This is a genomic window from Micromonospora citrea (assembly GCF_049629545.1).
In the GTDB taxonomy this organism is placed as follows: Bacteria; Actinomycetota; Actinomycetes; order Mycobacteriales; family Micromonosporaceae; genus Micromonospora; species Micromonospora citrea_A.
In genome coordinates, this window is sequence record NZ_JBNADX010000012.1 from 146,303 (window position 1) to 159,228 (window position 12,926).

The 12,926-nt window shown below is 73.4% G+C and carries 12 protein-coding genes; 7 read left to right on the forward strand and 5 right to left on the reverse strand.

Features of this window, described 5'->3' with window-relative positions; genetic code table 11:
- The first annotated feature begins 37 nt into the window (after nt 1-37).
- The 4 genes from ACPFP2_RS15565 to ACPFP2_RS15580 all read left to right on the forward strand — a co-directional run bounded on the left by ACPFP2_RS15565 (nt 38) and on the right by ACPFP2_RS15580 (nt 2,776).
- Nucleotides 38-532: a SigE family RNA polymerase sigma factor gene (locus ACPFP2_RS15565; RefSeq protein WP_424089871.1), complete on the forward strand. Its 495-nt coding sequence runs from the start codon at nt 38-40 to the stop codon at nt 530-532.
- Nucleotides 529-1,566 carry a hypothetical protein gene (locus tag ACPFP2_RS15570; RefSeq protein ID WP_424089872.1) on the forward strand — a complete coding sequence of 346 codons (1,038 nt, stop codon included), beginning with the start codon at nt 529-531 and terminating at the stop codon, nt 1,564-1,566. The genes ACPFP2_RS15565 and ACPFP2_RS15570 overlap by 4 nt, the downstream gene beginning before the upstream one ends.
- Before the next feature lie 16 nt (nt 1,567-1,582).
- Nucleotides 1,583-1,909: a hypothetical protein gene (locus ACPFP2_RS15575; RefSeq protein ID WP_424089873.1), complete on the forward strand. Its 327-nt coding sequence runs from the start codon at nt 1,583-1,585 to the stop codon at nt 1,907-1,909.
- A 66-nt stretch (nt 1,910-1,975) separates the two neighbouring features.
- Complete coding sequence (locus tag ACPFP2_RS15580) at nt 1,976-2,776, forward strand: alpha/beta hydrolase (RefSeq protein WP_424089874.1); 801 nt, start codon at nt 1,976-1,978, stop codon at nt 2,774-2,776.
- An 11-nt stretch (nt 2,777-2,787) separates the two neighbouring features.
- On the opposite strand, the gene ACPFP2_RS15585 is transcribed toward ACPFP2_RS15580, so the two are convergent.
- The 5 genes from ACPFP2_RS15585 to mce form a co-directional block, all read right to left on the reverse strand.
- Nucleotides 2,788-3,849 (reverse strand): AI-2E family transporter, encoded by a 1,062-nt coding sequence (locus ACPFP2_RS15585; RefSeq protein WP_424089899.1) that lies wholly within the window; start codon nt 3,847-3,849, stop codon nt 2,788-2,790.
- Nucleotides 3,850-4,143: 294 nt separating this feature from the next.
- Nucleotides 4,144-6,231, reverse strand: a complete 2,088-nt coding sequence (locus ACPFP2_RS15590) for a hypothetical protein (RefSeq protein WP_424089875.1) — start codon at nt 6,229-6,231, stop codon at nt 4,144-4,146.
- Nucleotides 6,232-6,410: 179 nt separating this feature from the next.
- Nucleotides 6,411-7,676 carry a cell division protein DivIVA gene (locus ACPFP2_RS15595; RefSeq protein ID WP_424089876.1) on the reverse strand — a complete coding sequence of 422 codons (1,266 nt, stop codon included), beginning with the start codon at nt 7,674-7,676 and terminating at the stop codon, nt 6,411-6,413.
- A gap of 278 nt (nt 7,677-7,954) precedes the next feature.
- Nucleotides 7,955-9,310 carry a crotonyl-CoA carboxylase/reductase gene (ccrA, locus tag ACPFP2_RS15600; RefSeq protein ID WP_424089900.1) on the reverse strand — a complete coding sequence of 452 codons (1,356 nt, stop codon included), beginning with the start codon at nt 9,308-9,310 and terminating at the stop codon, nt 7,955-7,957.
- 320 nt (nt 9,311-9,630) lie between these two features.
- Entirely contained in the window at nt 9,631-10,107 is a 477-nt protein-coding gene (gene mce, locus ACPFP2_RS15605; protein WP_424089877.1) for a methylmalonyl-CoA epimerase, read from the reverse strand.
- A gap of 63 nt (nt 10,108-10,170) precedes the next feature.
- Here mce and ACPFP2_RS15610 point away from each other — a divergent pair, with 63 nt between their 5' ends.
- From ACPFP2_RS15610 to ACPFP2_RS15620, 3 genes are all read left to right on the forward strand, one after another.
- Nucleotides 10,171-11,370, forward strand: a complete 1,200-nt coding sequence (locus ACPFP2_RS15610; protein ID WP_424089878.1) for an acetyl-CoA C-acetyltransferase — start codon at nt 10,171-10,173, stop codon at nt 11,368-11,370.
- Nucleotides 11,371-11,435: 65 nt separating this feature from the next.
- Nucleotides 11,436-12,371: a methylmalonyl Co-A mutase-associated GTPase MeaB gene (gene meaB / locus ACPFP2_RS15615; protein WP_424089901.1), complete on the forward strand. Its 936-nt coding sequence runs from the start codon at nt 11,436-11,438 to the stop codon at nt 12,369-12,371.
- Between the two features lie 73 nt (nt 12,372-12,444).
- The gene (locus ACPFP2_RS15620; RefSeq protein WP_424089879.1) at nt 12,445-12,849 is read left to right on the forward strand and encodes an Asp23/Gls24 family envelope stress response protein; all 405 of its coding nucleotides are present in this window, start codon (nt 12,445-12,447) and stop codon (nt 12,847-12,849) included.
- Nucleotides 12,850-12,926: the final 77 nt, after the last annotated feature.

Consider the following 12,926-nt stretch of genomic DNA (forward strand, 5'->3'; position numbering starts at 1 on the left):
GGTCAACACCGGGCGCCGGTGACGGCGTCTTGAGGGTGTGACCTTCGAGGAGTACGTCAGCAGCCGCGGGCCGGCCCTCGTCCGGCTGGCCCGGCTGCTGACCGGTGACGAGCACCGCGCCGAGGACCTCACCCAGGACGTGCTGGCCCGCGCGTACCTGCACTGGCGGAAGATCGCCCGGGCCGACCGTCCCGACGTGTACGTGCGGCGGATGCTGGTCAACGCCAACACCTCCTGGTGGCGTCGCCGGTCGAGCCGTGAGCTGACCGTGCCGGAGTTCGCCGAGCGGGCCGGTCGCGGCGACCTCGGCGGCGAGGCGGCCGACCGGGACGAGATGTGGCGGCTGATCCGCGCCCTGCCCGACCGGCAGCGCGCGGTGCTGGTGCTGCGGTACTACGAGGACCTCGACGACGCGACCATCGCCCAGATCCTGGACTGCTCGCCGGTCACCGTCCGCACCCACGCCATGCGGGCGCTCACCCACCTCCGGGGGCGCTTCGCCGCCCCGGCGACGAACGGGAGCCGGCCGTGACCGACCTCGACGAGCGGATCACCAGCACGCTGCGGGCACACGCCGAGGGAGAGGTCGACAGCCACCGGCTGCTGCGGGACTCCCTGGCCCGGGGCCGCCGCCGCCGACTACGCCGCCGGGCCGTCACCGCGACCGCCCTGGCGCTGGTCGGCGTCCTCGGCGTCCTCGGCACCCACCTGGACGTACTGCCGAGCCGGCCGGCGTGGACGGCTGCCACGCCGGCGCCGCCGCCCGTCCTCGGCGTACCGGGGGCACTCGCCGAACCGACCCTGGTCGGCACCGATCCGCACCTCCTGCACTTCGGCGTGGACCCGGCGCGGGCCCGGCTGCTGACCTGGCGTACCGGCGGGGGCGTCGAGGGCGGCCGGCTCGACCTGGGCGGTGGCCGGATCGTCGCGGTCGACCTGTCCACCGACGTCGCCGCCGTGGAGCGGTCGGTGCACCAGGGGATGACCTACCCGGACACGCCGGCCACCGCCGCCGGTTTCGACGGGCGGGTGCAGCGGGTGCCGTCGCCCGGGCCGGGCGGGCAGCCGGGCTGGTTCCTGCGCTGGCAGCCGGTCCCGGGCCTCTTCGTCCGGGTGCACACCGTCGACGACGACGACGGCGGCCTGCGCGAGGCGGTCGCGGCGCTGCGGCTGGACGAGGTGCACCGGTGTGCGACGCCGCTGCGGTTGACCACCCTGCCGCCGGACGCCTCGCTGGCCGGCTGCGAGGTCAGTGTGATCGGCTTCCCGCACTCGCTGGACGTGCTCCTCACCGTCACCCGCCCCGGCGACCAGCGCCTCGACGTCCGGCTGGAGTACGGCAGCGAGTTCCCGGGTGGCCGTACCGTGGGGAACCGGACGATCGGTGACCGGGCCGGCTACGTCCCCCCGCAGGGCGGGGAGCTGGAACTGCTCGGCGTCCACCAGGCGTACGTCACCGCCCGCTTCGGTCGGCCGTACCGGGGGTTCACCGAGGCGGACGCGACCGTCGTGCTCGGCGGGGCACGGTTCGCCGACGACCTCACCAGGCCGTCGACCTGGAACTGACCGTAATCTTGACGATGTGAGCCCCCGTCGCAACCGTCCCCGCCGGGACGACGCCGCCCACCTGGACTCCGACCGGGTACGCCAGGGCGTGCCCACGGTCCAGCAGTGGCGCGACGGCGACTGGCAGGTACGCGGGATCAGCGGCGGCGCGTCCACCAAGACGTACCGCTGCCCGGGGTGCGACCAGGAGATCCGGCCCGGGGTGGCGCACCTGGTGGCCTGGCCGGCGGACGGGGCGGGCGACCTCACCGACCGGCGGCACTGGCACAGCGGCTGCTGGCGGGCCCGGGACCGGCGCACCCCGAACCTCCAGCGCGGCCGCAGCGCCCCGAGGTACGGCTGAGCGATCTGGATCACGCTGTTTCCGCCCGGGCGGGCGGCGGCGGCGAGTTCGCGCCAGACTTGAGCGGTGAGCACACCGATCCGCGCGTCGTCGATCCTCCCCGGCCACCGGGAGGACATCGAGCTGCACACCGCCGACGGCCTGCGGCTGGTCGGTGAGCTGGCCCGGCCGGTCGACCGGGAGCCGGTGGGCACCCTGGTCTGCCTGCACCCGCTGCCCACCCACGGCGGGATGATGGACAGCCACGTCTTCCGCAAGGCCGCCTGGCGGCTGCCCGCCCTGGCCGACCTGGCGGTGCTGCGGTTCAACACCCGGGGCACCAGCAGCGTCCGCGGCACCAGCGACGGCGCCTTCGACGCCGCCGTCGGCGAGCGCTTCGACGTGCACGCCGCCATCGAGTACGCCGAGTTCCACGAGCTGCCGAACATCTGGCTGGTCGGCTGGTCGTTCGGCACCGACCTGGCGCTGAAGTACGGCTGCGACCCGGCGGTGGCCGGGGCGATCCTGCTCTCCCCGCCACTGCGTTTCTCCACGCCCGAGGACCTGGCCGTCTGGGCCGAGCGGGGCACGCCGCTCACCGCGCTGGTGCCGGAGTTCGACGACTACCTGCGTCCGGCCGAGGCGAAGGAGCGCTTCGCCGTGGTGCCGCAGGCCGAGGTGGTCGGGGTGCCCGGCGCGAAGCACCTCTGGGTGGGCGACGCCGAGACGGTGCTCGACGAGATCGTCCGCCGGGTCGACCCGGCGGCGCCGCTGCCGCTGCCGACCACCTGGGACGGCCCGGTGGAGACCGGCGACGTCAGCGCGTACGCCGACCGTACCGTGGCCTCCTTCGCCGACACCCCGGTGCCCGGACCGCAGCGCGACTGACCCCGCCGGCGTCAGCGCCGCTCCTGCCGGGGCAGCACCACCTCGCGCAGGATGAGCTGCCCGGCGGCCACCGTCGGGATCGCGATCAGCGCGCCGACCACCCCCATCAGGGCCACCCCGAGCAGCGCGGCGAGCAGTGCGGCCACCTCGTTGACCTGCACCGACCGCCGCATGATCTTCGGGTAGATGAGGTAGTTCTCCACCTGCTGGTAGAGCACGAAGAAGACCAGCGCCGCGATCCCCTCGGGCAGCCCGGTGGCGAACGCGACCAGGCTCACGACCACCGCGCCGAGGGTGGCCCCGATCTGCGGGATCAGGTCGGTCACCGCCACCACCACCGCCAGCGCGAACGGGTACGGCAACCCGATGATCAGCGCGAAGGTGAAGGTGGTCGCGCCGGCCAGCACCGCGATGCTCAACGCCCCGACCATGTACGCGCCGACCTTGGCCAGGATCTCGTCACCGATCAGGCTGGCCCGCTGCCGCCGGGAGCGGGGGACCAGCGCGTAGCCGAGGTCCCGCAGCCGGTCGAAGTAGGCCAGGAAGTAGATGGTCAGCACCAGCACGGTCAGCGCCCGGAACAGGGTGCCGAAGATCAGTTGCGCCCCGCCGAGCACCCCGCCGAGGGCCCGGCCGATGGTGTCGGCGTTCGCCGCGGCCTGGACCCGCTCCATCACGTCGTACCGCTCCACCAGGTCGTTGACCGCGCGGTTGCGGCGCAGCTCCTCGACGTAGCTGGGCAGTTGGGTGAGGAACTCGCCGCTCTGGGTGATCACCGGTGGGACCAGCGCCACCAGGCCGGCGGTGATCAGCAGGAGCAGGACGAGCACGACCGTCGCGACGGCGAGCCCGTGCGGCAGCCCCCAGGAGCGCAGCCGGACCACCGCCGGGTTGAGCCCCACCGCGAGGAAGAGCGCGATCACCACCAGGACGAGGATGCCGCCGGCGTTGCGGACACCCAGCCACACCGTGTACGCCAGCAGCACACCGAGCGCCCCGGTGAAGCCGACCAGGAAGCTGCTGCGGCGCAGCGGTCGCCCGGGCCGGCCGAAGCGGCCCGAGCCGTTCGCCACCGGACCGGCCGCCTCGAAGTCGGTGGGGTCCGCGTCACCGGTCTCGGGTGTGGGATCCCGCCCGGCGTGCCCGCCGGAGGTGTCGTCGCCGTCGCGCGCCGGCCCGTCCTGTTCCACCGGACCTCCCCGGGTGCCGCTCCGGCACGTGGCCGGAGGCTGCCGCTGCGGGCCCCTGCCAGCAGGCCCTGCCCGGCAGGGTAGTGGCGTCCGGCGCACCGGGCCACCCGCCGTCACGCACCGTGCTGGCCGGGTCCCCTACGTCACGCACCGTGCTGGCCGGGTCCCCTCAGGACGTCACTCCGACTCGACGGTGACCGTGCTGGGTTTGGCGCTGCGCTCGTCGGTGGTCGGCTTCGTCGGCCGCTTGCCGCTCTCCCCGGTGCTGGTGATCTTCGTGGGGGTGGCCCCCCGGCCCCCGGTGCCCGGCACCGCCGCGACCGTCGGTTCGCCGTCGACCCCGGCGCTGGCGGTCCCGCCGTCGACGGTGGTCACCGGCTCCGCCTTCGGTTTGGCGCCGTTGGCCGCGGTGGTGTCCCCGCCGACCGGCTCGGCCTTCAACGCGCCGCCCGCCACCGGTTCGGCCGACGGCTGCGCACCGTCCGCGGCGGTGGTCACCCCCGCCTTCGGCTTCGCGCCGTTCGTCGGGGCGTCCCCGTCCACGTCCGCCGTCGGGCGTCCACCGTCCGCCGTACGCGCCGGTCGGGCGCCGTCCGGCGACCCGCCGTCGAGCCCGACGGGGGCCATCCTGCGCAGTTTCAGCTCGGTGATCTGTCGCTGGAGCTCGTCGGACTCCTGCCGCGCCTGCCAGGTCTCCTGCCGCAGGTCGGCGAGCTGCTGCTGGGCCTGGGCGATCTCCAGCATCACCTGGGCGAGCTGCTGGCGGCTGGCCGCCGCCTCCTGCTGCGTCGCGGCGAGGTGCTGCTGGGTGGTGGCCAGGTGCTGCTGGGTGGTGGCCGCGTACTCCTCGAACTGCCGACGGGAGGCGGCGACGTGCTCGTCGGCCTTGCGGCGCTTGTCGGCGGCCTCCTGCTCGGCCTGCTGGAGCAGCTCGGTGGCCTCCTCCTCGGCCCGCCGGCGCATGGTCAGCGCGTCGGTCTCGGCGGCCCGGCGGACCTCGGCGGCGCCCCGCTCGATCTCGTCCCGCCGCGCCGTCCACTCCCGTTCCAGCTCGTCGTGCCGCGTCCGGTGCTGCTGCGCCAGCTCGTCCTGCTTGGACTTGACCTGCTTCTCCAGCTCGTCGCGGCGCTTGGCGTACTCCTTCTCGGCGGTGGCGCGGCGCTGGGCCAGCTCCCGGTCGGCGGCCTCCCGCCGGCCGTTGACCTCCTTCTCGACGCCGGCCCGCCAGGCACCCAGCTCCTGCTGCGTCTGGGCCCGGGTCTGCTGCACGTACGCCTCGGTCTCGGTCCGCATCCGCTGCACGTACGCCTCGGTCTCGGCGCGGCTGCGCCTGGCCGCCTCGGCCGCCTCGGTGGTGAGCCGGTGCGCCTCCTGCCGGGCCCGGCCCCGGGCGCCCTTCGCCGCCTCCTCGGCGTCGTCGACGATCTTCTTGGCCTCCTGGAGGGCCTTGGCGTGGGTGGCCCGCCCCGCCTCGGCCGCGGACTCGGTGAGCCGCTTGGCCTCCTGCTGGGCCTTGGCGTGCACCTCCTTGGCCGCCTCGCGGAGCTGGGTGGCCTCCTGCTGCGCCCGGGCCAGGGCCTCCTTCGCCGTCTCCCGCAGCTTGGTGGCCTCCTGCTGGGCCCGGCCGTGGATCTCCTTGGCGGTGTCCCGCAGTTGGGTGGCCTCCTGCTGGGCCTTGCTCAGCGCCTCCTGGGCGGCGGTACGCAGCCGGGTGGACTCGTCCTGGGCGGTCGCCCGCAGCCGGGCCGCGTCCTCCTTGGCGGACTTCACGGCGGCGTCCGCCTCGGCCTTGCGGGCGGCGGTGTGCCGCTCCTCCTCGGCGCGCCGTGCGGCGAGCGCGATCTCGAAGTCCTTCAGCGCTCGGGCGGCCTGTTCCCGGGCCTCGTCGATGATGTGTTCGGCGGCGGCGCGGCGGGCGTCGATCTCCTCGTTCGCGGCGGCGAGGATGGCGTCGGCCTGCTCCTCGGCGAGGGCGAGGATCTGTTCGACCCGGGGCCCGAGGTGCTTGAAGGAGGCCCGGTCCACCACGGCGGCCTGTTTGCGCACCTGGGCCAGGTCGCGCTGGAGGTGCTCGACCTGACCGGCCAGCTTGTGGATCTGGGTGTACGCCTGCTCCCGCTCGGCCGTCAGGGTGGCGATCTCGTGCTCCGCACGAGCGACGTACCGGTCGACCTGTCGTTTCTCGTACCCCCGCAGGGCGGACTCGAAGCTGGGCTCCGTGGTCACGTCCCCGCCGAGAGCGAACAGTTCCTCGCCGTGCGACATGCCCCCATCCTCACACGCATCCGGCCCTCCTGGGGCGATACGGACGCCCCTGTTGGGACCTACTTCACTGGTTCCGGCACGCCGATCTCAGAGGGTGGGCGAACGCATACGGCGCGGGGTACCACCGGTCACCCGATGGCACCCCGCGCCGTGTCACTCATGCCCCGACGTGCGGTGGGTCAGCTGGCGGTCTCCGCGGTCGCCCGCTGCTCGGCGTCGGCCTTGGCCGGCTCCGACTTGGCCGGAGCGGCGGCCTGCTGCTGCGCCGGCACGCCCGGCACGATGCCGGCCAGGCCGGAGAGCATCTGCCCGAGCTGGGAGGTGACGGCGTCCTTCTGGCGGGTGAGGTCCTCGACCTCGCGGCGGGCGGCCTGGGTGGTCAGCTCCGCCTCGGTGCGCGCCTCGGTGAGCAGCCGCTTCGCCTCGGCCTTGGCCTCGCTCAGCGTCTTCTCGGCCAGTGCCTTGGCCTTCTCGACCGTCTCGGCGGCGGTGCGCTCGGACTCGACCCGGCGGGCCTCGGCCCGCTGCTCGATCTCCTTGGCCCGCTCCTGAGCGGCGTGGGCGCGCTGCTCGGCCTCGCCGACGAGCTTCTGGGTCTGTGCGACCTGGGCGGCGTGCCGCTCCGACTCCTCGCGCTCGGCCTTCTCGCGCCGCTCGGCGAGCTGGAGCTCCAGGGCCTGGAGGTCCTTGTCCCGCTTGTCCCGGGCGTCGGTGAGCAGCTTGGTCGCCTCGGCCCGCTTCTCCTCGGCCTCGCGGGCGGCCTTGGCCCGCTGCTGGGTGATCTCCCGCTCGGCCGTGGCCCGCAGGGTGGCGACCTCACGCTCGACGGTGGACTTCAGCTCGGCCACCTCGTGGGCGGTGACCGTGCGCAGCTGCTTGGTCTCCCGCTCGGCGTCGGCGCGCAGCGTGTCGGCCTCGCGGCGGGCCTGCACCCGCACCTCGGCGGCCTCGCGCTCGGCGGTGGTGCGGACGTTGCCCGCCTCCCGCTCGGCGGTGGCCTTCATGGCGGCCGCCTCGGCGCGCGCCTTGTCGGTGATCTCCCGCGCCTCGAGGCGGGCCGCGGAGAGGATGCCCTCCGACTCCCGCTTGGCCTCGTTGCGGTGGTCGTTGGCCTGCTCTTCGGCCAGCCGGAGGATCTGCTCGACCCGGGTGCCCAGGCCGGAGAGGGTGGGCCGGCTGTTCTCCTCGAGCTGCTTGTTGGTGTCGGTGAGCTTCTGCTCGAGCGCGCTCTGGCGCTGCTCGGCCTGGCGGAGGCGACGCTGGGCGTCGTTCATCCGCTGCTCGGCCTCGGCCCGGGCCTGCTCCGACTGGGTCAGCGCCGCGGTCATCCGGCCGATGAAGTCGTCGACCTGGTGGGTGTTGTATCCGCGCAGGCCGACGGTGAAATCCGGCTGCGAGTTCGCGTTATCGAAGAACGCGAGAGGGGAGGACTGCTGCTGGGGCATTGGGACATACTCGCAGACCCCCCGGGGTCGTTCGCAAGAGCGGTCCCGAGCTTTCGTGTCCTCATTACATGGTCCACCGGTCCGCGTCGGGAGACCCGCCCGAATGACGATCTTGGCAGCTCCCGGGCGGGCCGCACGTCACGCAAGGTGAGCGGAAAAGGGCCGCGGGGCGGTGCCCGCGGCCCTTTGTCCGACCTCACTCGAATGGGTGTCCGGGTCGCGGTGGAAAGGCAATGGCCTCCTCACCGCAATGGGCGACCCGGCGTCACCCGGACGGCTCAGTGGCCGCGGAACCGGTTGATCGCGGTCTCGTGCCGGGCCCGCATCTGCGGGTCCCGGACGCCGAGGCCGTCGGTGGGGGCGAGGCAGCGCACGCCGACCTTGCCCTGGTGCGCGTTGCGGTGCACCTCGTACGCCGCCTGGCCGGTCTGCTCCAGCGGGTAGGTCCTCGACACCGTCGGGTGGATCAGGCCCAGCGACACCAGCCGGTTGGCCTCCCACGCCTCGCGGTAGTTGGCGAAGTGGCTGCCGACGATCCGCTTGAGGTGCATCCACAGGTAGCGGTTGTCGTACTGGTGCTGGTAGCCGCTGGTGGAGGCGCAGGTGACGATGGTGCCGCCCTTCTTGGCCACGAAGACGCTGGCGCCGAAGGTCTCCCGGCCCGGGTGCTCGAAGACGATGTCCGGGTCGTCGCCGCCGGTCAGCTCGCGGATCCGCTCGCCGAAACGGCGCCACTCGTCCTGGTCCTGGGTGTGCTCGTCCTTCCAGAACCGGAAGCCCTCCGCGGAGCGGTCGATGACCAGCTCGGCCCCCATGGACCGGCACAGCTCGGCCTTCTCCGGCGAGGAGACCACGCAGACCGGGATCGCACCGCCGTTGAGCGCCATCTGGGTGGCGTAGCTGCCCAGGCCGCCGGAGGCGCCCCAGATCAGCACCACGTCGCCCTGCTTCATGTTCGCGCCGTGGTGGGAGACGAGCTGCCGGTACGCGGTCGAGTTGACCAGGCCCGGGCTCGCCGCCTCCTCCCAGCTCAGGTGGCGCGGCTTCGGCATCAGCTGGTTGGCCTTGACCACGCACAGCTCGGCGAGGCCGCCGAAGTTGGTCTCGAAGCCCCAGATCCGCTGCTGCGGGTCGAGCATGGTGTCGTCGTGGCCGGCCGCGTCCTCCAGCTCGACGGAGAGGCAGTGGGCGACGACCTCGTCGCCGGCCTTCCACTTCGTCACGCCGGGCCCGGTGCGCAGCACCACGCCGGCGGCGTCGGAGCCGACCACGTGGTACGGCAGGTCGTGCCGGCGGGTCAGCTCGGAGAGCCGGCCGTAGCGCTGGAGGAACTTGAAGGTCGGCAGCGGCTCGAAGATGCTGGTCCAGACCGTGTTGTAGTTGATCGCGCTGGCCATCACCGCGACCAGGGCCTCGCCCGGGCCGAGTTCCGGGGTGGGCACCTCCTGCAGGTGCAGCGCCTTGCGCGGGTCCTTGTCCCGGGTGGCCAGCCCGTCGAACATCCGGGTCTCGTCCGCGCGGACGACCATGCCCTGGTAGCTCTCCGGCACGGGCAGGCCGGCGAGGCCGGCCAGTTCGCGCTCCGGCTGGTCCGAGCCCTCCGCCGCCATGATCGCTTCGAGGATGTCCTGCACGGTGACCTCCCGTTCGTCCGCACCCGCACGCCGGGCACGGGCTGTTGCCATCGTCGGCGCCGGTGCGACCGACCGCCATGTCGGCAATCGACACAACCGGCACCGGTCACGCTCCTGTGCCGCCGGACGTTACTGAACGGTAGCTAGGGTCGGAAGTCCTGTGTGAAAAAGTGCATTGCGCCGTGCGTGGAGCTGTTCGTGGGAACGTCGATTCGCGCAACGGCGCTCGTGTTCCCACCTTCTGGGATGGCGCGCGGTCGACGACGGGCCGCGCGGGTCGGGGCGCCGTACGGACGCCCCGACCTGCGCGGACGGGACGGTCAGTGACCCCCGGCGGCCGGCTCGACCAACTCGACCAGGACGCCGCCGGCGTCCTTCGGGTGCACGAAGTTGATCCGCGAGTCCGCGGTGCCCCGCTTCGGGGTCTCGTAGAGCAGCCGTACGCCCCGCTCGCGCAGCGCCGCGCAGGCGGCGTCGATGTCCGCCACCGTGTACGCCACCTGCTGCACGCCCGGGCCGTTGCGGTCCAGGAACTTCGCGATGGTCGACTCCGGGCTCAGCGGGGCGAGTAGTTGCACGCAGCCGCCCTCGGCCGTCGGGCCGACGGCCAGCATCGCCTCGCGTACGCCCTGCTCGGTGTTGGTCTCGGTGTGCACGCAGCGCATGCCGAAGGTGCGCCGGTAGAAGTCGATCGCGGCGTCGAGGTCGGCGACCGCGACCCCGACGTGGTCGATGCGGCGCAGGCCGATGTCTGTGACATAGTCGGCAGCGGGCTCGACGGGGGAGTTCTCAGCCATGGCGCTAGTCTGACCGAACAATCGTTAAGGCGTACAGGTCGGCACCCCCCTCGGAGGCAGGCAATGGCTTCGGTGATCGTCAGCGGCGCGCGGACCCCGATGGGGCGCCTGCTGGGCAACCTCAAGGACCTTCCGGCGACGAAGCTCGGCGGCATCGCCATCAAGGCGGCGCTGGAGCGGGCGGGCGTCGCCCCGGAGCAGGTCCAGTACGTGATCATGGGGCAGGTGCTCCAGGCCGGCACCGGGCAGATCCCGGCCCGGCAGGCAGCCGTCGAGGCCGGCATCCCGATGTCCACCCCGGCGCTGACCATCAACAAGGTCTGCCTCTCCGGCCTGGACGCGATCGCCCTGGCCGACCAGCTCATCCGGGCCGGCGAGTTCGACATCGTGGTGGCCGGCGGCATGGAGTCGATGACCAACGCCCCGCACCTGCTGCTCGGCCAGCGCTCCGGCTACAAGTACGGCGACGTCACCATCAAGGACCACATGGCCCTCGACGGACTGACCGACGCCTGGGACTGCTGCTCGATGGGCGAGTCGACCGAGCGGCACGGCGCGAGGCACGGCATCACCCGCGAGGAGCAGGACGCCTTCTCCGCGGCCAGCCACCAGCGGGCCGCCGCCGCGCAGAAGAACGGCCACTTCGCCGAGGAGATCACCCCCGTGGTCATCCCGCAGCGCAAGGGCGATCCGCTGGTGATCAGCGAGGACGAGGGCATCCGGCCGGACACCACCGCCGAGTCGCTGGGCCGGCTGCGCCCGGCCTTCGCCAAGGACGGCACCATCACCGCCGGCAGCTCCTCGCCGATCTCCGACGGCGCCGCCGCGGTGGTCGTGATGAGCAAGGCCAAGGCCAAGGAGCTGGGGCTGACCTGGCTGGCCGAGATCGGCGCGCACGGCAACGTGGCAGGCCCGGACAACTCCCTGCACTCGCAGCCGTCGAACGCGATCAGTCACGCCCTGAAGAAGGGCGGACTGAGCATCGAGGACATCGACCTCGTCGAGATCAACGAGGCGTTCGCGGCGGTCGGCATCCAGTCCACCCGCGACCTGGGCATCAGCCCGGACAGGGTCAACGTCAACGGCGGCGCGATCGCGCTGGGCCACCCGATCGGCATGTCCGGCGCGCGGCTGGTGCTCACCCTCGCGCTGGAGCTCAAGCGCCGGGGCGGCGGCACCGGCGCGGCGGCGCTGTGCGGCGGCGGTGGGCAGGGCGACGCGCTGATCATCCACGTCCCGAACGGCGCCGAGACCCACCAGTGAGCGAGACGATCGAGAACGCCCCGGCGGCGGCCACCGGTCCGGTGCGCCGCAGCCGGGACGTGCCCATGCTCGTCGAGCGGGCCCGCGCGGGCGACCCCCGCGCGGTGGCCCGCCTGATCACCCTGGTCGAGTCCGGTGACGCGGTGTTGCCGCAGGTCGCGGCGGCGCTCGCGCCGTACGCCGGCCAGGCGCAGGTGGTGGGTCTGACCGGTTCCCCCGGGGTGGGCAAGTCGACCACCACCAACGAGCTGGTCCGGGCGCTGCGGGCGCGCGGGCACCGGGTGGGCGTGCTGGCCATCGACCCGTCCAGCCCGTTCACCGGCGGGGCGATCCTCGGCGACCGGGTCCGGATGCAGGACCACGCCACCGACCCGGGCGTCTACATCCGGTCGATGTCCAGCCGGGGCCACCTGGGCGGCCTCTCCGCGGCCACGCCCCAGGCGGTGCGGGTGCTGGAGGGTGCCGGCTGCGACGTGGTGCTGGTGGAGACCGTCGGTGTCGGGCAGGCCGAGGTCGAGGTGGCCTCCCTGGCGGACACCACGCTGGTGCTGCTCGCCCCGGGCATGGGTGACGCGATCCAGGCGGTCAAGGCCGGCATCCTGGAGATCGCCGACGTCTTCGTGGTCAACAAGGCCGACCGGGACGGCGCGGACGCCACCGTCCGCGACATCCAGGGCATGATCGCCCTCGGCGAGCGCGCCCCGGGCGAGTGGCGGCCGCAGGTGGTCCGCTCGATCGCGGCGCGCGGCGAGGGCATCGACGACATCGCCGCCGCGATCGACAAGCACCGCGGCTGGCTGGAGCAGCACGGCGAGCTGCGCCGCCGCCGGGAGGCGCGGGCCGCCGCCGAGGTCGAGGCGATCGCGCTCGGCGTGCTCCGCGACCGGATCGGTTCGCTGCGCGACGGTACGGAGCTGCCGACGCTGGCCGCCAAGGTGGCCGAGGGCGCGATCGACCCGTACGCGGCGGCGGACGAACTGCTCGCGCAACTGGGGGCCTGAGCCCGCCGTCCACCTAGTACGCTCGCACCGCCTCACGGCTCGGCGTGGGGCGGTGCGACGTTGTGGGGAGAGCATGGCTGACGAGGCGACCCAGGAACTGTCGGTGACCCCGGCCGCGATGGCGGGCGGGGCGACGTACGTCTCCGACGAGGTGGTGGAGAAGATCGCGGTGGCCGCCGCGAGGTCCGTGCCCGGGGTGGCCGAGCTCGGCGGCGACGTGGCCCGCTTCTTCAACGCGGTGCTCGACAAGGTCGGCCTGGACCAGGTCGGTGACGCCCGGCGGGGCTGCTCGGCGCACGTCAGCAACGGCGCGGCGGTGGTCAACCTCGTCCTGGTGATCTCCGCCGGCCACCCGGTCCCGCAGGTGACCGACGCGGTGCGGGTGGCGGTGACGGCGGCGGTCGAGGCGTACGGGCTGCGGGCCGACGAGATCAACATCCGGGTGGACGACGTGGCCATGGAGGCGCCCCCGGCCTGATCAGGTTACCGGCGGGTACGAACTTCCTTAGCGATCGTTCAGGACTCCGTTCTACACTCGGTCTGCAGTCGAGGACT

Coding starts and splice junctions, on each gene's coding strand:
- ACPFP2_RS15590 (WP_424089875.1), bottom strand. CDS start 6,231: ATGTCGCACGGCGAGGAACTGTTCGCTCTCGGCGGGGACGTGACCACG.
- ACPFP2_RS15595 (WP_424089876.1), bottom strand. CDS start 7,676: ATGCCCCAGCAGCAGTCCTCCCCTCTCGCGTTCTTCGATAACGCGAAC.
- mce (WP_424089877.1), bottom strand. CDS start 10,107: ATGGCTGAGAACTCCCCCGTCGAGCCCGCTGCCGACTATGTCACAGAC.
- ACPFP2_RS15610 (WP_424089878.1), top strand. CDS start 10,171: ATGGCTTCGGTGATCGTCAGCGGCGCGCGGACCCCGATGGGGCGCCTG.
- meaB (WP_424089901.1), top strand. CDS start 11,436: ATGCTCGTCGAGCGGGCCCGCGCGGGCGACCCCCGCGCGGTGGCCCGC.
- ACPFP2_RS15620 (WP_424089879.1), top strand. CDS start 12,445: ATGGCTGACGAGGCGACCCAGGAACTGTCGGTGACCCCGGCCGCGATG.